Origin of the sequence: Rothia nasimurium (genome assembly GCF_014217215.1) — a bacterium.
Lineage (GTDB): Bacteria > Actinomycetota > Actinomycetes > Actinomycetales > Micrococcaceae > Rothia > Rothia avistercoris.
Map to the genome: position 1 here is coordinate 1,828,603 of NZ_CP056080.1, position 21,826 is coordinate 1,850,428.

Annotated in this window: 21 protein-coding genes and 2 tRNA genes; 1 reads left to right on the forward strand and 22 read right to left on the reverse strand. The window is 58.0% G+C overall.

Translation table 11 applies throughout. The features are described 5' to 3' along the window. Positions 1-20: 20 nt before the first annotated feature. The 6 genes from HWU94_RS08300 to rpsB form a co-directional block, all read right to left on the reverse strand. Entirely contained in the window at positions 21-614 is a 594-nt protein-coding gene (locus tag HWU94_RS08300) for a DivIVA domain-containing protein (RefSeq protein ID WP_185173303.1), read from the reverse strand. A gap of 33 nt (positions 615-647) precedes the next feature. After that, positions 648-1,493, reverse strand: coding sequence for a phosphatidate cytidylyltransferase (locus HWU94_RS08305; RefSeq protein WP_185173304.1), 846 nt, complete (start codon positions 1,491-1,493; stop codon positions 648-650). A gap of 6 nt (positions 1,494-1,499) precedes the next feature. After that, positions 1,500-2,057: a ribosome recycling factor gene (gene frr, locus HWU94_RS08310; protein WP_185173305.1), complete on the reverse strand. Its 558-nt coding sequence runs from the start codon at positions 2,055-2,057 to the stop codon at positions 1,500-1,502. An 81-nt stretch (positions 2,058-2,138) separates the two neighbouring features. Beyond that, on the reverse strand, positions 2,139-2,879 hold the full coding sequence (gene pyrH, locus HWU94_RS08315; protein ID WP_135012806.1) for a UMP kinase: 741 nt from the start codon (positions 2,877-2,879) through the stop codon (positions 2,139-2,141). Positions 2,880-3,020: 141 nt separating this feature from the next. Beyond that, positions 3,021-3,851, reverse strand: a complete 831-nt coding sequence (tsf, locus tag HWU94_RS08320; RefSeq protein WP_185173306.1) for a translation elongation factor Ts — start codon at positions 3,849-3,851, stop codon at positions 3,021-3,023. A 123-nt stretch (positions 3,852-3,974) separates the two neighbouring features. Next, the gene (rpsB, locus tag HWU94_RS08325; RefSeq protein WP_185173307.1) at positions 3,975-4,784 is read right to left on the reverse strand and encodes a 30S ribosomal protein S2; all 810 of its coding nucleotides are present in this window, start codon (positions 4,782-4,784) and stop codon (positions 3,975-3,977) included. Positions 4,785-5,404: 620 nt separating this feature from the next. On the opposite strand from rpsB, the gene HWU94_RS08330 reads away from it, so the two are divergent. Continuing rightward, positions 5,405-5,845 (forward strand): M23 family metallopeptidase, encoded by a 441-nt coding sequence (locus tag HWU94_RS08330; protein ID WP_244955938.1) that lies wholly within the window; start codon positions 5,405-5,407, stop codon positions 5,843-5,845. A gap of 8 nt (positions 5,846-5,853) precedes the next feature. Here the strand turns inward: HWU94_RS08330 and bioD are convergent, their stop codons facing one another. The 16 genes from bioD to solA form a co-directional block, all read right to left on the reverse strand. Continuing rightward, positions 5,854-6,618 carry a dethiobiotin synthase gene (bioD, locus tag HWU94_RS08335; protein WP_185173308.1) on the reverse strand — a complete coding sequence of 255 codons (765 nt, stop codon included), beginning with the start codon at positions 6,616-6,618 and terminating at the stop codon, positions 5,854-5,856. After that, positions 6,608-7,804: a cytochrome P450 gene (locus HWU94_RS08340; RefSeq protein ID WP_185173309.1), complete on the reverse strand. Its 1,197-nt coding sequence runs from the start codon at positions 7,802-7,804 to the stop codon at positions 6,608-6,610. The genes bioD and HWU94_RS08340 overlap by 11 nt, the downstream gene beginning before the upstream one ends. Beyond that, on the reverse strand, positions 7,801-8,925 hold the full coding sequence (locus HWU94_RS08345) for an aminotransferase class I/II-fold pyridoxal phosphate-dependent enzyme (RefSeq protein WP_185173310.1): 1,125 nt from the start codon (positions 8,923-8,925) through the stop codon (positions 7,801-7,803). The genes HWU94_RS08340 and HWU94_RS08345 overlap by 4 nt, the downstream gene beginning before the upstream one ends. Beyond that, complete coding sequence (bioA, locus tag HWU94_RS08350) at positions 8,925-10,298, reverse strand: adenosylmethionine--8-amino-7-oxononanoate transaminase (protein ID WP_185173311.1); 1,374 nt, start codon at positions 10,296-10,298, stop codon at positions 8,925-8,927. Before bioA ends, HWU94_RS08345 begins: the two co-directional genes overlap by 1 nt. 382 nt (positions 10,299-10,680) lie before the next feature. Further along, positions 10,681-10,754: transfer RNA gene (locus HWU94_RS08355), tRNA-Ile, on the reverse strand. A 139-nt stretch (positions 10,755-10,893) separates the two neighbouring features. Next, the gene (locus HWU94_RS08360) at positions 10,894-12,102 is read right to left on the reverse strand and encodes a glycosyltransferase (protein ID WP_185173312.1); all 1,209 of its coding nucleotides are present in this window, start codon (positions 12,100-12,102) and stop codon (positions 10,894-10,896) included. A gap of 213 nt (positions 12,103-12,315) precedes the next feature. Then, positions 12,316-13,185 carry a phage holin family protein gene (locus tag HWU94_RS08365; RefSeq protein WP_185173313.1) on the reverse strand — a complete coding sequence of 290 codons (870 nt, stop codon included), beginning with the start codon at positions 13,183-13,185 and terminating at the stop codon, positions 12,316-12,318. 244 nt (positions 13,186-13,429) lie between these two features. After that, entirely contained in the window at positions 13,430-14,284 is an 855-nt protein-coding gene (locus HWU94_RS08370; RefSeq protein ID WP_221625836.1) for a M20 family metallopeptidase, read from the reverse strand. A gap of 55 nt (positions 14,285-14,339) precedes the next feature. Further along, positions 14,340-14,412 (reverse strand) — tRNA-Asn (locus HWU94_RS08375). A 96-nt stretch (positions 14,413-14,508) separates the two neighbouring features. Next, on the reverse strand, positions 14,509-16,413 hold the full coding sequence (gene dnaG / locus HWU94_RS08380) for a DNA primase (protein ID WP_185173314.1): 1,905 nt from the start codon (positions 16,411-16,413) through the stop codon (positions 14,509-14,511). Positions 16,414-16,481: 68 nt separating this feature from the next. Further along, complete coding sequence (locus HWU94_RS08385) at positions 16,482-16,685, reverse strand: hypothetical protein (RefSeq protein ID WP_185173315.1); 204 nt, start codon at positions 16,683-16,685, stop codon at positions 16,482-16,484. Positions 16,686-16,710: 25 nt separating this feature from the next. After that, complete coding sequence (locus tag HWU94_RS08390; protein WP_185173316.1) at positions 16,711-18,048, reverse strand: deoxyguanosinetriphosphate triphosphohydrolase; 1,338 nt, start codon at positions 18,046-18,048, stop codon at positions 16,711-16,713. A gap of 48 nt (positions 18,049-18,096) precedes the next feature. Further along, on the reverse strand, positions 18,097-18,657 hold the full coding sequence (locus HWU94_RS08395) for a GNAT family N-acetyltransferase (RefSeq protein WP_185173317.1): 561 nt from the start codon (positions 18,655-18,657) through the stop codon (positions 18,097-18,099). 183 nt (positions 18,658-18,840) lie between these two features. Further along, positions 18,841-19,203, reverse strand: coding sequence for a DUF6176 family protein (locus HWU94_RS08400; RefSeq protein ID WP_185173318.1), 363 nt, complete (start codon positions 19,201-19,203; stop codon positions 18,841-18,843). Positions 19,204-19,239: 36 nt separating this feature from the next. After that, the gene (locus HWU94_RS08405) at positions 19,240-20,586 is read right to left on the reverse strand and encodes a sodium/glutamate symporter (protein ID WP_185173319.1); all 1,347 of its coding nucleotides are present in this window, start codon (positions 20,584-20,586) and stop codon (positions 19,240-19,242) included. A 72-nt stretch (positions 20,587-20,658) separates the two neighbouring features. Then, complete coding sequence (solA, locus tag HWU94_RS08410; protein WP_185173320.1) at positions 20,659-21,789, reverse strand: N-methyl-L-tryptophan oxidase; 1,131 nt, start codon at positions 21,787-21,789, stop codon at positions 20,659-20,661. Positions 21,790-21,826 lie beyond the last annotated feature (37 nt).

Here is a 21,826-nt window from a genome sequence, read left to right on the forward strand (position 1 = left end):
ACTCGACAGCTCTCGTTGACCTACGGGGTAGTGTCTTTGAGGTACTCAATTGCTCGGTCCAAGAAGGCATCGACCTGGGTTTCCTCGTAGCAGATATCCCCCGTTGCCGGGCTAAAAGCTGTCGCCCTGATATCAGCGGGGGTGAGGACGTCCGTCCCCTCCATGTGAGCAAAAAGCCGGTCACAGAGGGCATCGACTTCTGCCGTGAAATACCCCTTGGTCAACTTTTTAGCGGGTCTGCGGAAGCGCTCCCCGGCAGGACGCTCGAGACGCCCGAGCAGGAGCTCCCGTAGCTCTTGCACCGCCTGATCCCAGGTGTGCTGCCCGTACCGCTGCAGATACAGTTGCTTCTCTAGCTCACAGAAACGGTCTTCCACCTTATCGAGGGCAGCATCCACGTCCTGCGCGTCATAGCCACCGCTCTCCCCCTCAAAGATGGCTTCACGCACCGTCCGGGAGGTATGTATGTCCTTGCCCAGCTCTGCGCCGGAAAGCATCAATTCGTAGTCGTCGGCTAGGCGGCTGAAGAATGAATCTACAGCAGCTACCGAGTACCCCTTCTCGTGGGAACTAACCCGGCGGAATTCACCGGAAGATTCAGCCTGATGTTTCATTGAGCCTCCAAATATCTGACAGCCCTCTGCCTCTTAGAAGAGAGCTGAGAGTACCGAGAAAATCACGTAGCCGATGGCGATAGCGAACACGATGGAATCCAGGCGGTCCATCACGCCACCGTGGCCAGGCAGAATATGCGACATATCTTTGATTCCGATTTCACGCTTGACCATGGATTCCCCCAGGTCGCCCGCTGTTGAAGCTACGACCAGGAAAATCGCCACAATCAGGCCGTACCACCAGGGGTCACCGATGAAGAGCGAACAGATGATGCCCACGATAATGGAGCCCACCATCGACCCGGCAAAGCCCTCCCAGGTTTTCTTGGGAGAGATCTTGGGGGCCATGGGGGTCTTACCCCATTTTACGCCGGCGATGTAGCCCCAGGTATCGTTGCCGATAGCCATGAGCAGAATCATGAGCACCTTGCCGGGGCCCGATTCTTCGCGGTAGAGCAACAGGGCCAGGGAAATCATGAAGGGCACCCAGGACATCACGAAGATAGAGCCCATAATCGACATAATCATGCCGTCGCGGTGCCCCACGATACGCCAGCCAATCAGCACCAGAATCGAGGCGACCACGGTAAAAATCAGCCAGGACCCGCCCCCATAGTAGGCGGCAAAAGGCATGACAAAGGCTGTTGCAACGGCGGGGATAACGGGGATTCCCATGCCGCGTTTCTGGTTGAGCCCGTGGCAGACCTCCCAGGTACCTACCGACACGGCAGCAGCCGCCAGGAGCACAAGAATAAGAGGGACAAAAAACAAACCCACCGCCAGCAACGCGCCCAGCACGAGGCCGACGGTGATGGCGGCGGGTAGGTTCCTGCCGGCTTTAGAGGCCTGGGGCGGCTGTTCTTGAGATTGAACAGTCATTCGGATTTAGACCTCGAGCAGTTCAGCTTCCTTGGACTTCAGCAGCGCATCAACGGTGTCGATGTGCTTCTTGGTCAGGGCATCGAGTTCCTTTTCACCGCGTGCGCCCTCGTCTTCACCGATTTCGCCGTCCTTGACCAGCTTGTCGAGCGCGGTCTTGGCGTGGCGGCGGGTGTTGCGCACAGCAACGCGGCCTTCTTCAGCCTTGTGGCCTGCCATCTTGATGTATTCCTTGCGGCGCTCTTCGGTCATTTCGGGCATGACAACGCGCACGACGTTGCCGTCGTTGGCAGGGTTAGCACCGAGGTCGGAATCGCGGATTGCCTTTTCGATGGCACCCAGGGCGCTCTTGTCGTAGGGGGTAATCAGGACGGTGCGAGCTTCGGGGGTCTGGAAGGACGCCAGCTGCTGCAGGGGGGTGGGTGCACCGTAGTAGTCTGCGGTGAGGTTTGCGAAGAGGGCGGGGTTGGCGCGTCCGGTGCGGATTGAGGCAAATTCGTTCTTGAGGGCCTCGACGGACTTGTCCATCTTTTCGCCGGCTTCGAGCAGGGTTTCTTCAACCATCTGTTGTTAGTCCTTTAGGGTTGTGCCCGTTAGTGGGCGCTGTATAGGTAGTCTCTATCTAGTCTAGTGGTCTTGGAGCCTTTAGGCAGTGACCAGAGTGCCGATCTCTTCACCTAAAATTGCGCGAGCCACATTTCCCTCTCCCTGCATACCGAAGACACGCATGGTGACGTTGTTGTCCTTGCAGAGGGAGAATGCGGTCTGGTCCATGACGCGGATATTGCGCTTGAGGGCCTCGTCGTAGGTGAGCTTGTAGAGGCGCTCGGCGTTGGGGTCCTTGTTGGGGTCGGCGGTGTAGATACCGTCCACACCGTTCTTGGCGACGAGGACCTCGTCAGCATGGATTTCGAGGGCACGCTGGGCTGAGACGGTATCGGTGGAGAAGTAGGGCAGACCTGCGCCAGCACCGAAGATGACGACGCGGTCTTTTTGCATGTGGCGGATGGCGCGGCGGGGGATATAGTTTTCTGCGACCTGCTGCATGGAGATGGCAGACTGAACGCGGGTGTCGATGCCGGCCTGCTCAAGGAAGTCCTGCAGGGCAAGAGAGTTCATGACGGTACCGAGCATACCGATGTTGTCGGCGCGGGAACGGTCCATGCCAGCCTCTGAAAGCTCTGCGCCGCGGAAGAAGTTACCGCCACCGACGACGACTGCGACTTCGACCTGGCCGATGGTTGAGGCAATCTGTTCTGCAATGCCGCGGACGACCTCGGTGGAGATACCGACTTCACCGCCACCGAAGACCTCGCCGGAGAGCTTGAGTAGGACGCGGCGACGGCCAGTGTCGTCGCGGTGGATGGTTCGGGTTGACTCTGCCATGGTGGCCCTCCTGAAAAAGGTCAAAAATTTTTTGCGGCATCCGTTGCGCGCTTTGTTTCTAGCATACGGCAAAGGGGAGCCCCTGTGCGGGGCTCCCCTGAGCTATGAGCTTTTTTGGTGCTCAATCACACCTGATGAGTATTAGGCGCCGACGCGGAAACGCTCGAAAGCGGTTGCGGTTGCACCGTTCTCCTCGAGAACTGCAGCTACAGACTTTGAGGAGTCCTTAGCGAAGTCCTGGTCGAGCAGGGTGTTTTCCTTGTAGAAAGCCTTGAGCTTACCTTCAACGATCTTGGGGATGATCTGCTCGGGCTTGCCTTCGCCGCGTGCGGTTTCTTCAGCAACGCGCTTCTCAGCCTCGATGTCCTCAGCTGAGATGGAGTCTGAGTTGAGGTACTTGGGGCTCATTGCAGCGATGTGAACAGCTACGTCGTGAGCAACTTCCTCGGTGTTCTCGCCAGCTACTGCGAGCAGAACGCCAACCTGTGCGGGCAGGTCCTTGGAGGTCTTGTGCAGGTAAACTGCAACGTTCTCGCCCTCAACGCGAGCTACGCGGCGAACAACGATCTTTTCGCCGAGCAGGGCGCCTGCTTCGGTGGTGAGCTCGTCGACGGTCTTACCTTCGTAAGAAGCTGCCTTGAGTTCTTCCAGGGTAGAAGCGTTAGCGGCAACTGCTGCTTCGAGAACGTCGTTACCGAACTTGATGAAGGGCTCAGACTTAGCAACGAAGTCGGTTTCTGAGTTAACTTCAATCATGAAGCCGACGCCGTTTTCTACGCGTGCAGCAACGAGGCCTTCTGCGGTTGCACGGCCTTCGCGCTTGGTGACGCCCTTGAGGCCCTTAACGCGGATGATTTCCATTGCCTTCTGCTGGTCGCCGTTGGCCTCGTCGAGGGCCTTCTTGACGTCGAGCATGCCTGCGCCAGTCTTTTCGCGCAGAGCCTTGATGTCGGCTGCGGTGTAGTTCGCCATGGTGAACTCCTTATATTTTGAACAGATTAGGGAAATCTATTGGGTTCCTGCCGGTATCTTCGGCAGAAGAGGTGAGAACGGCACCCACCGAATGTGGGCGGGTGCCGTTTCTCGTATGAGGCTTTACTTAGCTTCTTCAGCGGGTGCTTCTGCCTTAGCAGCTTCGTGCTGCTCGAGCAGTTCGCGCTCCCATTCAGCCATGGGCTCTTCAGAAGCGTTAGCTGACTTGCCGGCCTTCTTGTTTTCGCGTTCCAGCAGACCTTCAGCAACTGCGTCCGCGATGACGCGGGTGAGCAGGTTGACGGAGCGGATTGCGTCGTCGTTGCCGGGGATGGGGAAGGATACTTCGTCGGGGTCGCAGTTGGTGTCGAGGATAGCAACTACGGGGATGCCGAGCTTCTGAGCTTCGTCAACAGCCAGGTGTTCCTTCTTGGTGTCAACTACCCAGATCAGTGAGGGAGCCTTGGTGAGGTTACGGATACCACCGAGGGTCTTCTCGAGCTTCTCGTGCTCGCGACGCAGAAGCAGCAGTTCCTTCTTGGTGAACTGTGAGCCTGCGACGTCGTCGAAGTCGATCTGCTCGAGTTCCTTCATGCGCTCGATGCGCTTTGAAACGGTTGCGAAGTTGGTGAGCATACCACCGAGCCAGCGGTGGTTGACGTAGGGCATGTTCACGCGGGTAGCCTGCTCAGCGATGGCTTCCTGAGCCTGCTTCTTGGTACCAACGAACAGAACGGTGCCGCCGTGAGCAACGGTTGCCTTAACAGCTTCGTAAGCCTGGTCGATGAAGGCCAGTGACTGCTGCAGGTCGATGATGTAGATGCCGTTGCGCTCGGTGAGGATGAAGCGCTTCATCTTGGGGTTCCAGCGGCGGGTCTGGTGACCGAAGTGGACACCTGAATCGAGAAGCTGGCGCATAGTTACGACGGGCATGTCGTCTCCTTATGTATTAGGGGTGCCGGGCGGGCCCCTGATTCCAGGCTAGCTCCGCTCCGCGCATAGTAGTTATCGGTTTACATGTGGAGCATGTGGGCGCAAGACCCGCTCCCCTGGTAACGCTCAGACTTTTTCGTTGGAGTGACGAAGCTGTCTCAGACCTTCACCGGCGTGTGCCGGACCGAAAGTTCCTTATCAACTAGAGGCTAGTTGCTTCGCGTTACGCGACGTCAGATCCCGGGTGAAGCTCGCGTGAACGGCTCGCCAAGGAGGGGTCTCTATGTAAAGGGATTCCCCTTACCCTTGCACTGCCTATTTTGGGCAGGGTGCAGGGGCAAACTGCAATCAACAACTATACCGCATTATTGGGCTTTAATCACCGGGATTTTAACTCTTGTGGTGGCAGGTTTCCAGTGGTAAAGATGGAGACAACCTACGGTTGGCGCCGCTTGGGGTAAGGGGCGGGCTCCGACCGAAAGGGTTTTGTCGTGTCTTTTCTTGTATTGATCTCTAGAAGGCTTGTGAGATTTCTAGGGGTTTGTTGTTGTGCCCTGCTTTTAGTAGGGGCAGTAACCCCGCTAGCTTTTGCGGGGCAGACGCCGCCCTGGCAGGCCCCTGTGGAGGGGCAGCTTACCGTGGTTCGGGGCTTTGAGAAACCAGTTGCCCGCTGGGCTGCCGGGCACCGCGGCGTTGACCTTGCACTGGAAGCAGGTGGGAGCGTCCTTGCCCCCTATGAGGGGGAGGTAGTTTTTGCTGGAACCGTAGTTGACCGGCAGGTGCTCACCCTTGAGCACCCGGACGGGCGGCGCTCGTCCTTTGAACCGGTTTCTAATCCGCTGCCGGTAGGTAGCCGGGTGCAGGCCGGGGACGCTATCGCCCAGCTTGACTCTAATATCCAGCACTGTACCTCGAGCTTTTGCCTACACTGGGGCGTGAGGGAACCAGCCCCGGGTTCTGAAACAGCACGCAGGAGGCTCGATTACACGAACCCCCTGCTCCTACTGGGACTTGAAGAGCCCAGCGTCCTTCTACCTATCGGTGATGATTTCGCTGCCTAGCGCGGTTCTTAGTGCCCGGCGGCAAGGTCACCGCAGGCAGAAACGGCAATTGCCCTGAAATGGGCTAGGTCCGTCTCTGCCCAGTCCAGTTCGGTACTCTCCCCCGCGCTAAAGCCACGCCCCAGTCCGGCCGGTATCAGGGCAAGGACGCGGTGCCCCATCTCGGCGAGTGCACGTAGGTTACTCTCTTCTGTATAACTGGGCTGGGCTGGCCAGGAGCCAATAATGATACCTTCCACCGGCAGGTTGCGCTGGTTCAGGTAGGAGACGGTGAGCTGGCAGTGGTTGAGGGTTCCCAGCCCGCTTCGGGCAACCAGGAAGGTTGTTGCGCTGTGCCCGGCCCTGGCTAAAAGCTCCATGAGGTCGGCCTGGTTGTGGGAGCTGTATGCTGAGCCTGGCTCCCCCTCAGCCATGTCCACGGTGACGCCACCCGAACCTTCGACAATAACGGCATCATAGTCGGCGGTGAGCAGGCCGATACGGTCAGCGTGTTCCTGCAAGCTCGGCAGGGTAAACCCGTCAAGCCGGGCGGCGGCCACCGGCGCTAGAGGGCGGCTTGCGCGGCTCCCCTCAAAGGCCCTTGCGCCCGACAGGTAGGCGGCAAAATCAGCGTCACCGGGTTGCCCCGGTGCAACACCCGTTTGGGCTGGCTTGTAGATAGCGACCCGTTTGCCCGCCTGTTCCAAGGCAGATGCCAGGCAGGCGGTTGCCAGGGTCTTGCCCACGTCGGTATCTGTGCCAACAATGTGATAAATCACGGCGCTAGAACTCATTTCTCACCTCAAACTTCAGCTCCAGCGGAGCACGGTAGGACAGCAGATCAAGCCAGCGGGGTTCCTCGGCCAGATGCAGGCTCAGCTTTTCGTGCTCGAGCCAGCAGGCCAGCTTGTGAAGCATCCAGGTACATTCTGATTCGGCTAAAAGGGCACCCAGGCAACGGTGGGCACCCCAGCCGAAGGCCATGCGGTAGTCATCGCTCTGCGGGCCGCTGACTTCAAGCAGGACTTCTTGCCCCGCATGGACGGGGCACCCTCCAACCGAGCTGTCGGCGGTAGCAACCCTCCGCCAGGTCGGTACCGAAGACTCTGCCTGGAGGACCGCACGCACCAGCTCTTGTGCCCGGGAAAAGTCGGCGCACTGCCCCAGGGTAATACCCCACTGCCCGGTGACTCCCGCATGAAGAATCGAGTTCATGAGCAGGCAGGTGGTGTACTGGCCCGCTATAGCGAGAAAATAGGCCAGCGAGACAATCCGCTTGCTCTCAATCTTCTGGCTGGCCAGCGCACCGAAAAGGGTATCCGGCCGCTCAGCACACCCAGCGACCAGAGCTGAGAGCTTGCGGTGGAATTCCCCTGCCCGGTGGGCCAGTTCCTGCTGGCGCTCAGGCTCCACCCAGCCCCAGAAGAGTTCGAGTGAGTCCAGGGAATAACGGGCAAGTTCTGCCTCATCAAGCCCCTGGGCGAGGTAGTCCTGGCGGGGTACACCGGTGAGTTCCTGCATCAGAGCCACTGGGAGCAGGTGGAAAACCGGTAGTTGCCCCGCACCCGATGCCCGGTCAGCAAGCACCGCCCTCATGCGGGCCCGCACACCTTCCTCCTGGGCGCGTACCTTCTGGGGCGTGAAGAAAGAAGTGACCACTTTACGCACGGAACGGTGGAGCTGGCCCTTTGCACTGGCTAAGACCTCCGGCAGAGAGAACCCGTAGGACAGCAGAATCCGTAGGGAGGCCGGTTCCAAAGGAGTAACAGCGGTGAGCGCGTTATCGGGGGCAAAAGTTTCGGTATCGCCCATCACCTGCCGGATAGCCTCAGAACCACCCACCAGCAGGTAGGGGTTCTCCCCCGCAACAGGCCAGTAGCCCTGCAAAAGTTCTGCCCGGCTGACCAGTTTTTGGCCGTTGGTTGGCAGACTCATATCCCAGATAGGCTCAGGCTGGGAGTGCTCTAGCGGCGCGCTCACGGGGCCACTTCCTCTCGTACTAGGTCAAGTGCTGTTTTTAAGGCTTGGGGGTCAAGGCCTGCCTGGGCTGTCAGCCGCAGACGCGCTATACCGTCGGGTACAGCGGGCGGGCGGAAACAGCCCACAGCCACACCGCGTGACGCTAGACGTTCCTGCACCTGGCGGGCATACCCCGACCCCTGCGCGATGGGGAAAGACTGTACAGCACCGGCGGCCGGTTCCAGCCCTAGCTCACCGCTGATGGCCTGTGCACAGGCCACTACCTCGGCGCTTAAGCCCTGCCCTTCTTGGCTGATGAGGCGGGTACTCGCTAAGGCGGTTGCGGCGTTCACCGGCGAGAGAGCCGTATCGAAAATAAAAGAGCGAGCGCTATTCACCAGGTAATCTCGAATCCCCGCACTAGCAACCACTGCCCCGCCCTGGGAGGCAAGAGCCTTGCCAAAAGAAAGCGTCACCGCAATATGCTCAGCTCCAGCAAGACCGGACTCAGCCACCAGCCCCCGGCCACCACCGCGCACCCCTATCGAGTGGGCCTCGTCAACCACCAGCAGGGCATCGTAGCGCAGAGCCAGTTCAGAACAGGCCGCTATATCCGCGTTATCCCCCAGCACCGAATAAATACCCTCAACCACCAGCACTTTCACCGCACTAGAACTAGCCGCCAAGAGTTGCTCAGCCTGCACCAGGTTGTTGTGCTCAAAAAAGCTGACCTGCCCCTGCCCCAGACGGGCCGCATCGTGCAGAGAAGCATGAACGTGTTCATCCATCACCAGCAGGGCATTAGGCCTGCTCAGCGCAGCCAATAGCCCCAGATTAGCGGCATAACCGCTCGAAAAGACCAGAGCTTCTTCCGCTCCAAGCAGGTGGGTCAAGGCCTCTTCCAGTTCGCGGTGCACCGGCAGGGTGCCGCTGACCACCCGCGAGCTACTCGCAGAGACCCCGTAATCTGATAGCGCCCGCCGCCCCGCTTCGATAAGCCTGGGGTGGTAGCGCAAACCCAAATAGTCGTTAGTTGCCAAGTCACACGCAACCGGCCCCAAGACAGCAGTCTGACGTTCCAGCCCGCGGGCGGCCCGCACCTTTTGCGCCTGCTCCACAAGACGCCGGTAACCGGTTGCCATCAGCCGTACACCCTCTCAAGGGCACTACAGATACCCGCACCAATACGCTCCACATCGTGCGGGCTACTAATATAGGTCGGCATGGTGTAAACCGTCTTACGGAAAGGACGTACCCACACACCGGCTTCTAAGGCACACTCGGTTACAGCAGGGATATCAACGTCCTGCACCAGCTCCACCACACCGATTGCACCCAGCACACGCACGTCCTGAACAATCTCAAGCTCACGGGCAGGGGCAAGCGCCCTGTGCAGATTCTCACCAATGACGGGAACCTGATCCGACCACAGCGAACTGGGGTACCCCTCATCGGCGGGTAAGGCACCCGTCAGCAAGTCAAGGGAAGCGCAGGAAACCGCGCTCGCCAATGGGTTGCCCATAAAGGTTGGCCCGTGCATCAGTGCCTTATGCACAGAATTGCTAATTACATCGGCCACCGGACTAGTTACCAGAGTTGCCGCCTGCGTTAGATACCCGCCGGTCAGCGCCTTGCCCACCGTCATCACGTCGGGAGTCACCCCAGCCCACTCAGCAGCAAACAACCGTCCGGTTCGCCCAAAACCGGTCGCAATTTCATCAAAAATCAGTAGAAGACCGTGCTCATCGGCTAGGGCACGCAGGTGGTTGAGGCACCTCGGATGATAGAAGAACATACCGCCGGCCCCCTGAACCACCGGCTCAAGAATCAGCGCGGCAGACTCTTGTGCGTAGTGGCCTACCAGGGTGCTCACTGTTTCTTCCCACTGCATTTGCTCGGCTTCATCGCATTCCCAGGTGTCGCTCTGGGGCAGGTAACGGGCGGCAGGTGGCCGGGGTACAAAGAACTGAGAAGTGACCAAGTGGGAAAAGTCCCGGTGCATACTCCCAGCGGGGTCGCTCACTCCCATGGCACCGATAGTGTCGCCGTGATAGCCGCCCTCCAGAGCAATAAAACGGCGACGTTCAGGCTTACCCAGAGCGCTCTGGTACTGTACAGCCAATTTGAGAGCCACCTCCACAGAGATGGAACCAGAATCAGCCAAAAAGACGTGGTTAAGCCCCTCGGGGCTCAGCGCAACCAGCCGCTCAGCCAGCTCAATAGCAGGCTGATGGGTGAGACCCCCAAACATCACGTGGGAAAAACGGGCCGCTTGTTCAGCCAGCGCCCGGTCAAGGGCAGGGTTGCGGTAGCCGTGGACCTGACACCACCAGGAACTCATCGCATCGAGTGCGGAATAGGTGGCGCCTTCAGCGCTTTGTAGCGTAATGACACTACCTTGCGCTTCTGTTACGGCATATAACGGGCGTGATTCCAAGGGAGCATAAGGGTGCCAGAGAAGGCCACGGTCGCGTTCAATCAGCGACTTTGCTGGGGCATATGTTTTTTTGAACACTGTTCAATTTTAGAGGAAGACACCAACCGGCGACAAACCTACCCGCCCGATTCCACGCACACTAAGACTCAAAGCAACTTTAACGACACAAGCCCCCTGCAACTTGTACTATCTTCCCCCCCATCGGTAACAAGTTACATTTCCCCCACCCCGGAGTACCCCGTGCTAAAAATTTTAGCTATCATCATTGTGCTGATTCTCTTATTGAATCTAGCTTTAGTTCTCTTTCTGCTTTTCCACTATGTTTTCTCTGCCCTAAGTGGGAACAGGAAAAGAGAGCACAATGGAAACGTTGTGGAGCCATAAAAGACATGATCCACACGATATGGAATAAAAAAACATCCTCTATCTCAAGACGATCTGAGATAGAGGATGAAACCGGTAGGGCCTGCGGGGCTTGAACCCGCGACCAAGGGATTATGAGTCCCCTGCTCTAACCAGCTGAGCTAAGGCCCCACAGCACAGCTTTTGCAAGCGGCACTGCCACTAAGAATACCTAAAAACACTGCGCCGACCAAACCACTCATTGAGCCAGTACGGCAGGCACTCCACCTATCTTGCGCGTTTTGTGCGCGATAGGTTACCTCGGCAGAGTCTAGCCTCGGTGTTCCACGAACTGGCGGTACAGCTCATCGGAGCGGTAGAGGGACTCGAAAGTTTCCCAGGTTTTATCGGCTGCGTGACGGGTGACCATCTGGTGTGAGTACTCCCCCATAGCCAGCCGATCCTGTTCGGGCAGCTCCAAGATGTGGGCAAGGTAGCCTGCCAGTTCATCCGTGTTGCCCGGCTCAAAGAGAAAACCATTCTTTCCCTGCTCCACCAGGTGAGGCAGAGCCAGGGCGTTAGCAAGAACCACGGGTTTAGAAGCGCTCATGGCCTCAAGTGTCACCAGTGACTGTAGCTCGGCTGTGCCCGGCTGGCAGAAAACATCGCACCGCAGGTAGCCTGCCCGCAGTTCTTCGTCGGATACATACCCCAAGAAGCGCACACGATCGCTCACCCCACAAGCATGAGCCTTGTCCTGGAGCTGGTTGAGGATTTCACCGGTACCCGCAATTTCAAGGACGGTACGTTCCCGCAGTTCCTGGGGTAGTTTAGAGAACCCTTCAATCAGCACATCGATATTCTTCTCAACCGCCAGGCGGCCTGCAAAGAAGATACTTAACTCACCGGGGTTCTTCTCAATAGTTTCACCGGGTGCCAGCTCATAGTCAGAGCTTTGAATACCGTTCGATACCGGTAGAACAGGTCGCTGGAACTTACCGGCGTTCTCCATGGCGTCCGCACCGATCTGGGTGGGGGTGGTGACCACAGCTGCCCGGCTGAGCACCCGGCGCATATCGCTCCATGAAATTTTCTCGAGCACAGCATTAACACGCTCATTGAAAGGCAGGAAGGGGGTGATATTTTCAGGCATCACGTGGTTTGTAGCAACAACGCGCACACCGCGCTTGGCGCCCACACGGGCCAGCACCCGCCCAATGATGTAATGGCACTGAATATGAATAACATCGGGCTGAATCTCCTGCACCAGACGATCAGCCTCAGCGTAAATCTCCCAGGGGAAGTTCAGGCGCATATAGGGGTGGGTAACGACCTTATGGGAGCGCATACGGTGCTCCACGATGCCATCTACAGTATGACAGCTGGTTACGCCCTTATCCTGCTTGGGCGCCATCACATGCACGGTATGGCCTCGAGCCACGAGGGCATGGGCAAGACGGGATGAGAACTGGGCAGCCCCGTTGATGTCGGGCGGGTAGGTATCGGCGCCAATGAGGACGGTCAGAGGCTTATCAGCCATGCAGGGGCCCTTTCGAGGTCTCTTCGTTCAGTGTCACACTGACCTTACAGGGTTTTCGGCAGCCACGCATCAGCCCGGCGGCGGATTCGGCGGGGCTCACACGCGTCCGCTCCCTGCCGCCCAAAAAGCCAGGCCCGCTCCGGCGGTTCTGCCGGGGCGGGCCTGGGGGGGGCAAGGACGCTTGTGCCGCCTCATCTGAGGCAGGGCAGGGTCTTACTTGCGGCGGCTAATGAGCTTGCCGAGGAAGACGAAGAAGGCTCCCAGGGAAGCTGCCAGGGTTGCAAAGGACTTCCAGTGGGCCTGCAGGGTCTCAGGGTTCGAGGCGTTTGCGGCCAGCTTCTTACTACCGTCAACGGCGGTAGCAGGAGCGTTCTTTGCGGAGGTCTTGGCGTTCTGTACCAGCCCCTGAGCGCCGGCCTGCACGTCGCGTGAGTAGGTCTCGATGTCGTCGCGCAGGGTCTTGAGGTGCTCGCGGCGCTGCTTGGTGCGCTGCAGGAGCTGTTCCTTGCTGGGGGCGGGGGTAGCAGGTGCCTGCTGCTCGCCGCCGTCCTTCTTCTCCTCTGACGTCTGCTCGGCCTTCTTGGCTTCTGCCTTCTCAGCCTGCTCGCGCTTGAGGCGCTTGGAGGTCATGGCAGAGCCTTCCTTCAGCACGCCCAGGTCATAGAGCAGACCAAAGATAGCTGATTCAGGCTTGAAGGGCAGCTGGGCCTTGATCATCTTGAAGCCGACCAGACCGGCAATGCCGGCAAGGAGCAGGAAGAGCACGAATAGAACCAGAGCTGCCGCCCAGTTAGGCATGATGGAGGCCAGGCCAACGTAGGCCAGGATGACCAGGGCGACAGCCATGAAGAGGGCGAAGACCAGGGCTACTGCGGCAACCGCGGCGCCCTTGCCCAGGGCGATGCCCTTTTCTTTGACCTCAATCTTGGCGATCTGGATTTCGTCTTTGAGCTGCTTAGGGGCTAGGTTGGTGAGCACCTTGCCCGCGTCAGCCACGTTCGTCACGCTAGCTTTGATGTTGTTGAAGCCGGCGCGCAGACCCTGGGCCCGGCGTGAGCCGTTCAGGTCGTTAGGAGTGGTCATGTGCCACCTCTCTCTGTGTCGATAAGCGTGCTTGCGTATTACGTGTACCAAATAGTAAGTTTACCGGCTTTTAGGGGCTTGTGGCGACTGCGCCCCGATTTGTGATGCGATTATTGGTTCTTAGTCTTGCGTTGTTTCAAGATGGGCCAGCGCAACCGCAAGGTGCATTCGGACGCCGGTGATGAGGACTTCGTCGTTAGCGTAGAAACGCGGTGAGTGATTAGGAGCAAAACCGCGTCCGCCATCAACAGGTTCTGGCGATGATGTTAAAACGCCCCTGGTCTTCAACATGACCAATAGAAATAGTAAACGCATCTTTGGCATCTATCTGGCGATAGATTTGCCCCATGGCGCTGATGATGTCTGCAGCCGCTGGCATCGGATCTCGCCCCGCCCACGGCGATGAGCCGTGCACCTGTTCACCGTGCACGGTTATCTTGACCATTTCAGATGAAGCGTGCTGCACGCCCGAGGCCCACCCCACATAGCCGCTTGGTGCAGGAATCACATGCATACCAAAGGCCAGAGTTGGCTGGGGGTCAAGTGAATCAAAGGCCGCGTCAGTCAGCATGTGGGCAGCACCGCCCTCTTCTTCCACCGGGGCACCTTCTTCTGCTGGCTGGAAGACGAAGTAGATGGTTCCGGCGAGTTCCTCTCGGTACTCTGCGAAGGCACGCGCTGCGCCCAAAAGCATGGCGACGTGGCAATCGTGACCACAGGCGTGGGCAACGGGAAAAGGGCCACCGGGGTAGTTTTCATCTACTTCTTCAGAGGCATAGGGCAGGTCGGTTTCTTCTTTGACGGGCAGGCCGTCCATGTCTGCCCGTAAGAGAACAGCCTTTTCTGAGGAGGTGCTCCCTCGTAGGGTGGCGATGATTCCGGTTCCGCCGATGTTTTGCTGTATGTCAGTATCTGCGAAGCCCATATCCTTGAGGCGTTCAACGATGTAGGCCGCTGTTTTTGTCTCGCGGTTTGAAAGTTCGGGGTGCTGGTGAAGGTGGTGACGCCAAGTGATGACGTCTTTCTCGTTTCGGGCAGCGGTGGCACTGATGCCCAGATGTGGCAGTGGCGCCGCAACATTTGGGAGCCAGTGCCACACATGGGGAGCGTAAGCATACAAAAAAGCCCGGCCATAAGACCGGGCTGTTTATTTGCTCCCCCGACTGGACTCGAACCAGTAACCCTTCGATTAACAGTCGAATGCTCTGCCAATTGAGCTACGGGGGAATGTTGTTTGCTTTGTTTCCATCGCTGCAACGAGTAATAACTTTACACGGGGTTTTTACCCCGTGCAAATCGAGATTGAGTTAACTGCATCACACCTTAGTCTTGGCCTTGCATTTTGCTGCGGCGGCGGAGTTCGAGAGTGAGGAGTTGCTGTTGGATCTCCCGGTAGGCCTCGGCGTTGTCCTGGGGCGATAGACGCTGGAGCTGCATGAGGAGATCTGATTTTTGCCGGGTGATTTCTTGTTCAAAGAGGCGGTTGAGTATGTCGCGGGAGTAACGATTGAGCTGGTCGTCGGTGCGGGCGGGGATGGGGGCGACGGTGAGTTCTGCGATGAGCGCGTGGACGGGTTCGGGGGCATAAGCTCGCACGGTATTGACCCAGGTGGCTCCGGGCTCAGGAGCGATGATGGAGGCTGCCCCAATGATGCCCTGGGCGATGCCGCTGTGGGCCCGGTAGCGGTAGTGCACGGTGGCTAGTTCCTGCCACTGTTCGAGGGAGAGGTACTGGGGGTATTGCAGCACAATTTCGAGTGCTTCACGCTCGGTGCGGGCTACAGGGTCGCGTAGGTCAGGCAGCTCGTAGGGGTCTTCTACGGGGGCGGGGGCTTCTTCTGCTGCGATTCGGGCGGCGCGTTCTGCTTCTGCGGCTTCGGCTCGCTGGCTGGCGGACGCCTGCGGGTTAGCTGCCGCTGCGCTGACGGCCCGCTGCACTTCGGCGGCGTCTAGCCCTAACTGCCCTGAAACTTGCCGTACGTAGGCTGGCCGCAGGGCGGCGTCCTTGATTCCGGCGATGATGGGGGCGATGGCGCGCATGCCGCGCACACGCCCTTCGAGGGTGCCGAGGTCGTAGTTGGCGAGGGTGGCGTCGATGGCGAATTCGAAGAGCGGACGCCGGGAGGCGATGAGGGAGCGCACGGCAGCGTCCCCGCGGGCTAGGCGCAGGTCGCAGGGGTCCATGCCGTCTTTGGCGACAGCCACGAAGGTTTGGGCGACGAAGCGCTGGTCTTCTGAGAAGGCAGCGAGGGCGGCTTTTTGGCCGGCGGCGTCGCCGTCGAAGGTGAAGATGACTTCGCCGCCTGTGCCGTCGTCGGAGATGAGACGGCGCACGATTTTGATGTGGTCGGTGCCAAAGGCGGTGCCGCAGGTGGCGACGGCGGTGTCGATTCCGGCCAGCTGGGCTGCCATGACGTCGGTGTAGCCCTCGACGACCACAATCTGCTTCTTCTTGGCGATAGGACGTTTGGCTAGGTCAAGCCCGTAGAGGACCTGTGATTTTTTGTAGAGGGCGGTCTCGGGGGTGTTGAGGTATTTAGGCCCCTGGTCGTCGTCGAAGAGGCGGCGAGCGCCGAAGCCAATAGTTTCACCGGTGATGTTGCGGATGGGCCAGATGATACGCCCGCGGAAACGGTCGTAGAGGCCCCGCTGCCCCTCTGAGAACATGCCGGTGTCGCGGAGTTCCTCGGTAGTAAAGCCCTTGTTCATGAGGTATTTGAGCAGGTTATCCCAGCCGCGCGGGGCAAAGCCCACCCCGAATTTTTGGGTGGCTGCGGGGTCGAAGCCGCGGGCGCCAAGAAACTTTTGGGCTTCAACGGCGGCAGGGGTGTAGAGGTTTTTTTGGAAGAACTCCGCTGCAATCTTGTGGGCATCGAGGAGGCGCTGGCGGCGTCCTACCTCTTCGCGGCTCATGCCGCTACCCTGCTCGTAGTGCAGTTCGTAGCCGATACGGGCGGCAAGTTTTTCGACGGTTTCGGTGAAGGAGGTGTGGTCCATTTCCATGAGGAAGCTGATCACATCGCCCGATTCGCCGCAGCCAAAGCAGTGGTAGGTGCCCATCTGGGGGCGCACGTGGAAGCTCGGGGTGCGTTCATCGTGGAAGGGGCACAGCCCCTTGAAAGAGCCGATACCGGCGGATTTGAGGGTTACGTACCCTTCGATGATTTCGCGGATGTCGGTGCGGGAGCGCACCTCGTCAATGTCTTCTCGTTTGATTAAGCCTGCCACGGGTTCAATTCTAGTCGGGGGCGTCAAGCCGAGGCTTGAGGGTTTATGCCTTGTGGGCACCAATATGTTTAGCTGTAGAGATCGTCGTCGAGTGGCCCCGGGCGGGTGCGCCCCAGCCCGAAGGATTCCGGTGAGAGCGCAATTAACAGGGTCACGATGAAGGAACCTATGCCCACAATCCACAGGCCGGTCAGTGACCCGGCGAGCAGTCCGATGAGCAGGCTCGCCAGGGCCGCCATGAAAATCTGTTTGATGGGTTTCTTGTATCTCATGTGTCACGTCCTTAGCAGTGTGTATCTACCACAGCGGTTTATCGCCAACCGCCCAGTGGGTTCCTGTGATTCGTTTGAAGAGGGCGACCGCGGAGCGGTCGGTCAGGCAGGCGACCTGGTCAATCACCAGGCGCAGGCGGGCGGTATCGTCATTGCGCCCCAGCTCCTGCAGGTCAGCGGCAAAGACCGGGTCGAGGTAGTTGGGGTTATCAAAGAGGGCGTGCACCAGGAATTCAAGGATCTCCTGCTGGTTCCCCTCGGTTGTCTGCGCGGCTGCCGCATCGCGGGGAGCCATCACAAATGCCGTGGCTATACCCTTGAGCACGGCGATTTCGTGCTCGGTTTCTTCGGGCACCACCAGCTGGGCCTGGTAGCGGGTGAGCGGTTCGTCCCCGTAGACGTCGCGGGTTGCCAGCATAGCGCTGGCAGCAAAACGCCCAATGAGCTTAGAGGTAAGGGCCTTAAAAGCCGCCATGGACGAGCGGGTCCCCGTCATATTCGGCACCCAGCGGTTGAGGTTCTCTAAGCGGGTTAGGGCTTTGTCGAGGGTGGCGTCCTCAACCCCGGGCAGGTACCAGAGCCGGGTTTTGTCGAAAACCTGTTGGCGGGCGTCCGCCTTTTTCAGGTCATCAAGCTGCACATGCCCACCGAAGACGGCGTCCTCAACGTCGTGCACGGAGTAGGAGATATCGTCGGCGAGGTCCATGACCTGGGCTTCCAGGCATTTTTGGGTGGGGGCAGCCCCGGCTTCAGCGGCCCCGGCGCGGAGCCATTCAAAGACGGGCAGATCATCGGTGTAGACGCCAAATTTGCGGTTGGGCTTGCCGTCGGTTCGGGCGGGGGCGTTGGCGCGGGTCCAGGGGTTCTTGCAGGTTGCGTCCAAGGACGCCCGGGTCAGGTTTAGCCCGGCAGAACCGCCGTCGTGCCTGATCACCTTGGGTTCAAGGCGGGTGAGCAGGCGCAGGGTCTGGGCATTGCCCTCAAAACCACCGGCGTCCGCCGCTAACCGGTCGAGGGCGGTTTCACCGTTGTGCCCAAAGGGCGGGTGGCCTAGGTCGTGGGAGAGGCAGGCAGTATCGACCACATCGGGGTCGCAGCCCAGCATGCGCCCCAACTCGCGGCCAATCTGGGCAACTTCCAGGGAGTGGGTCAGGCGGGTACGCACGAAGTCGTCGGTATCGGGGTCAACCACCTGAGTTTTGGCACCGAGACGGCGCAGAGCCGCAGAATGCAACACACGGGCGCGGTCGCGCTCAAAGGGCGAGCGGTAGACAAACTTGTGGTGTTCGGGAACCCAGCGTTCGGCGTCCGCTGCGCTATAGCCGGGGGTGGGGGCCTGTTCGGGGGTGAAGGTGCTGCTCATGAATCTCGTCTTTTCTCTACCGGTTCAATCTAGGCCTGGGATTCCAGTTTAGAGGTCATCGCCCTGGTCGAGACCGTATTCGGCGGGCCAGGTGACCTCGCCTGAGATAGGCGGGTAGTCGGGGGTGAGGTTAACGAGTTGCAGGGCTTCTGCCAGGGCAGCCGGCTCAATACCATCGATGACTGCGCGCACCCCGTGGCGGGCTGCCGCCTCGAACCCAAAACGGCTGTAGTAGGCGGGTTCGCCGAGCACCAGCAGGCTGGTGGGTGCATTACTAATCTGGGCGGACGCCGCCGCACGGGCTAGAGCTTCACGGGCCAGGGCGGTGCCCACTCCCCTGCCCTGGTAATCAGGGTGGACGGCCAGGGGCGCGAGCGCATAGGCAGGCCAGGACCCCACCCAGCAGCGGCTAATGAGAATGTAGCCGATAAGAGCACCGGTGACGGTATCGCGGGCTGTGAGGGAAATTCCCGGTTCCCAGGCGTTGGGGTTATCGTGCAGGGCATCGACCAGGTCGGCCTCGTAGCTGGTCTCAAAGGTAGCCAGGAGCAGGTCACGAATTTCTGCGGTATCAGCCGGGGTTTCGGGGCTCAGGGTGTGGGTGTGCATGTTTTAAGTCTAGAGGGTGCACCCAGCTCAGTGGGGCGGATGCCGCCCCCTCTCTTCTGGCCCAGAGGCAAGGAAGCGGGGTGCAGCGTCCGCCCACCCTTACCCTTCACAAACCCGGTGCCCACAAGAATCGCGCAGAGCCCACAAGCGTCGTGGGCCCTGCGCGATTCTGATAAGCACTGTTTACTGGGGCATCGGCTTCATGGATGCCAGGACGCGGTCAGGCAGCATGTGCACGCACGGCGACAGATCTTGGGGTGGGTACGTAGGGTCAATACATTCACGCCAGTACTCGACGTGTTTCTCGTCCAACCAGTGCTCAGACTCAGTAACCTTCTGTTCTAAGCCGGCCTCCCCACGCACCGAATACCAGTAGAGGTAATCGGTTCCGTCGATTGTTTCAGCAAAGATTGTCTCAACATACATGTGCTCAGGCTCTAGTGTTTCTTTGACAGCCTCCATGTTTTCGTTGAGGAAAAGCATCCACTCATCGACCTTATGTCGCTTGCCCGGTTTTACTCGAAATCGGGTCAGTTCAATCTGCATACCATGATTCTATCCAGGGTTTTCTTAGCTCCAGGGCTATCTCTTCATCCGCGAGTGTGCGTTATGCCCGCCCCTCGCCAATATAAAGAGCGCAACAATAGCAACCACTGTGACTAGCCCCCAGATTCCAGCAACAGTCCATGAAGCACCAGCAACGACTAAAGCAGGAATAAAAGTAACTGCCAGAATCTCATTCTGATTAAAAATCGAGAGTAAGGCGTAATCTTCAAGCGTGCTGGACTTAAGTTTCGGGTCAACAATGCGCAGTAGGGCAATGCCCTGCGCTAAGGCTCCTGTAGCCCAGCCCCACGTGAAAATTTGCTTCTCGAACCAGCCCTGATCAAGAACACGAGGAGCCAGCACCAACCCAAGAACCAGCAAAAGGACAAGACCCACGGCAAATAGAATAGTTAGCTGCACCCAGTAATCTGCTACTAAGCCAGGCTTAATAGAAGCAATACCGAAAACGATCAATACATCGGTAGCAGTGCCAGAAATAGACTGCATAGTGGTTCGGTCAACGAAATGGCCTAGCTTGAGCTTATCTATGCTCAGGCGAACGATGAGTCCCAAGATAAAAGCCAAGCTAAAAACAGGAATCGAAACTGATGGGAAAAACCCTTTAAGGTACTGCTGAGCCATATAGCCAATTGCGGTAACAGCAGCAATAATACCCAAGTGAAAACCTAGGGTATCGATTGAAGAACTAGAAAATACGTGAGTACCGATAGAGGGCCGCTTAGCTTTCTGCGGAAGAATGCCTGTTCGAATTTCCTCAGGTAATTCCTTAAGGCCTGCAAACTCTTCAACGTAACCTTTTTTAGCGCCATACTTAGCGATAATTACGCCGCCTAAAATCCCAATGAGTAGACCGACCGTTGCTGAGGTATAAGCTAACGACTGTATCTCTTCTTGTCCGGCCTGAGTAAAAACATCTCCTACTGCAGCTGCCGTGCCAAATCCACCAGCCCATCCGGAGAATAGAACCACTCCAAATGCTTCTGGGGTATCAAACAGAGGCCCCAGCAGTAAAAGGGTCAACAAAATACCTACAACAACTTGGGCGGAGTAGAGCAGGACTGTGTAACTCAAGAACTGCCCCAAAGGGCGTCCTAGCTTATTGAGGCTCAGGTCTGTTCCTAACGCGATACAGGCAAAGACGGCAGCAATAAGTACCGAGCCGTACGAACCAATCGCACTTGAAAACGGTAACCAGTTAGCCCCGGCTGGCCCCAAAGCTAGCCCTAAAAATCCCGCAATAACGGGAGCCGGGATCATCAATTCTTGAATAAATTTAATGCGAGCTCGCAGTACGGTGCTAACCGTGAGCAGCAGCCCGATAATACCCAGGTCAATGACCAGAGCCCAGGGAGTAAAGTCCATGGGAATCGCTCCTTTGCGTGTAGGGTGCGCTGTTTACTGTAGATGTGATTCAAGTTGTATTGCCGAGGAAACCTATGCCGAGGGTTCAAAGAACCGACTTAGGTTGAAATTCTGTAATGAAAAAGCTGGTTCTTGGTCCTCAACTAAATCTGCGATGGCACGGCCGAGAGCCGGGGTTAATTTGAAGCCATGCCCAGAAAAAGCTGTAGCTACTATAATCCGCCCCGAAAGACGATCGATAATCGGCCTGTGATCTTGAGAAAATAGATCCATGTGCATAGAGTGGCGGGCGGGTCCGTCTGTGACCCCTTTCAGATACCGAGTAACTAATTGCGCAGGTTCTCGTAGAGCTGGGCCAGAGGCTCGAGGTGGAAGTTCCCGCGGGGTGGGCACCTCAGAACGGTTACCAACGTTACCTACCTTTACGGTCATCCCATCGAGACATGGGAAACCGTAGAGATGGGACCCATTTGATTCTCTAATAAAGCCAGGAAAAGAGCTGGGAGCATAGTCCGTAACACCATTAGTGATGTACCACCCCAAGCTAATGGGAACAATCGACACGTACGGCTCCAGCTCTGGCATAAGGGTCTTAGACCATACTCCTGCACAGACGATGAGATGGTCAGTCTTATAGGTATCTCGGACAGTGCGCACCTTAACTCCGCGGGCAGTTTCTTCGAAGCCTACAACTTCTTCGTGGGTATACAGCTCCGCACCAGCCGCTTTCGCTTCTTGTTGCATTTGGTGCACGATAGCGTCTGAATACAGCACCCCGCCTTGCTTATCGAGAATGCCAATTTCATCTGTGATATCAGCGTGTTGGGGGTAGCGGCGCCTCAGTTCTTCTGCATCGTATGCTTCGAAATCAATATGAAAGTTGTTGATAGAGTCTTGAACGCCAATCAGCCCTGCACCATTGGGATGTCCGATTGTAAGAGCCCCTGTTTGGTGAAAAAGTTTTGCGGGATGACGCGTATCTAGGTCGATGAAGTAGTTACGTGAATATTTGAGAAGCGGCACATATTCAGCTCCCTCGTGGTAGGCCATACGAAAAAGTCGAGATTCGCCAGAGTATCCTCCGCGGTCATGCACCGGGGCGTACTGTTCAATTCCAAGCACTGAATGCCCACGAGCAGCTAGCTCCCCTGCAAGATACGAACCAATCGCTCCAAGACCCACGATAACTACTGAATACTTCATGTGTCACAGGTTACACGCTTGGCTTCTGTTAATAAAT

Excerpts from the sequence above, each read along its gene's own strand:
- frr (WP_185173305.1), bottom strand. The coding sequence starts at position 2,057 with ATGGTTGAAGAAACCCTGCTCGAAGCCGGCGAAAAGATGGACAAGTCC.
- HWU94_RS08345 (WP_185173310.1), bottom strand. The coding sequence starts at position 8,925 with ATGGCAACCGGTTACCGGCGTCTTGTGGAGCAGGCGCAAAAGGTGCGG.
- bioD (WP_185173308.1), bottom strand. The coding sequence starts at position 6,618 with ATGAGTTCTAGCGCCGTGATTTATCACATTGTTGGCACAGATACCGAC.
- HWU94_RS08400 (WP_185173318.1), bottom strand. The coding sequence starts at position 19,203 with ATGCAGATTGAACTGACCCGATTTCGAGTAAAACCGGGCAAGCGACAT.
- HWU94_RS08385 (WP_185173315.1), bottom strand. The coding sequence starts at position 16,685 with ATGAGATACAAGAAACCCATCAAACAGATTTTCATGGCGGCCCTGGCG.
- HWU94_RS08390 (WP_185173316.1), bottom strand. The coding sequence starts at position 18,048 with ATGAGCAGCACCTTCACCCCCGAACAGGCCCCCACCCCCGGCTATAGC.
- rpsB (WP_185173307.1), bottom strand. The coding sequence starts at position 4,784 with ATGCCCGTCGTAACTATGCGCCAGCTTCTCGATTCAGGTGTCCACTTC.
- HWU94_RS08395 (WP_185173317.1), bottom strand. The coding sequence starts at position 18,657 with ATGCACACCCACACCCTGAGCCCCGAAACCCCGGCTGATACCGCAGAA.
- HWU94_RS08405 (WP_185173319.1), bottom strand. The coding sequence starts at position 20,586 with ATGGACTTTACTCCCTGGGCTCTGGTCATTGACCTGGGTATTATCGGG.
- HWU94_RS08300 (WP_185173303.1), bottom strand. The coding sequence starts at position 614 with ATGAAACATCAGGCTGAATCTTCCGGTGAATTCCGCCGGGTTAGTTCC.
- pyrH (WP_135012806.1), bottom strand. The coding sequence starts at position 2,879 with ATGGCAGAGTCAACCCGAACCATCCACCGCGACGACACTGGCCGTCGC.
- HWU94_RS08305 (WP_185173304.1), bottom strand. The coding sequence starts at position 1,493 with ATGACTGTTCAATCTCAAGAACAGCCGCCCCAGGCCTCTAAAGCCGGC.
- HWU94_RS08360 (WP_185173312.1), bottom strand. The coding sequence starts at position 12,102 with ATGGCTGATAAGCCTCTGACCGTCCTCATTGGCGCCGATACCTACCCG.
- solA (WP_185173320.1), bottom strand. The coding sequence starts at position 21,789 with ATGAAGTATTCAGTAGTTATCGTGGGTCTTGGAGCGATTGGTTCGTAT.
- tsf (WP_185173306.1), bottom strand. The coding sequence starts at position 3,851 with ATGGCGAACTACACCGCAGCCGACATCAAGGCTCTGCGCGAAAAGACT.
- HWU94_RS08365 (WP_185173313.1), bottom strand. The coding sequence starts at position 13,185 with ATGACCACTCCTAACGACCTGAACGGCTCACGCCGGGCCCAGGGTCTG.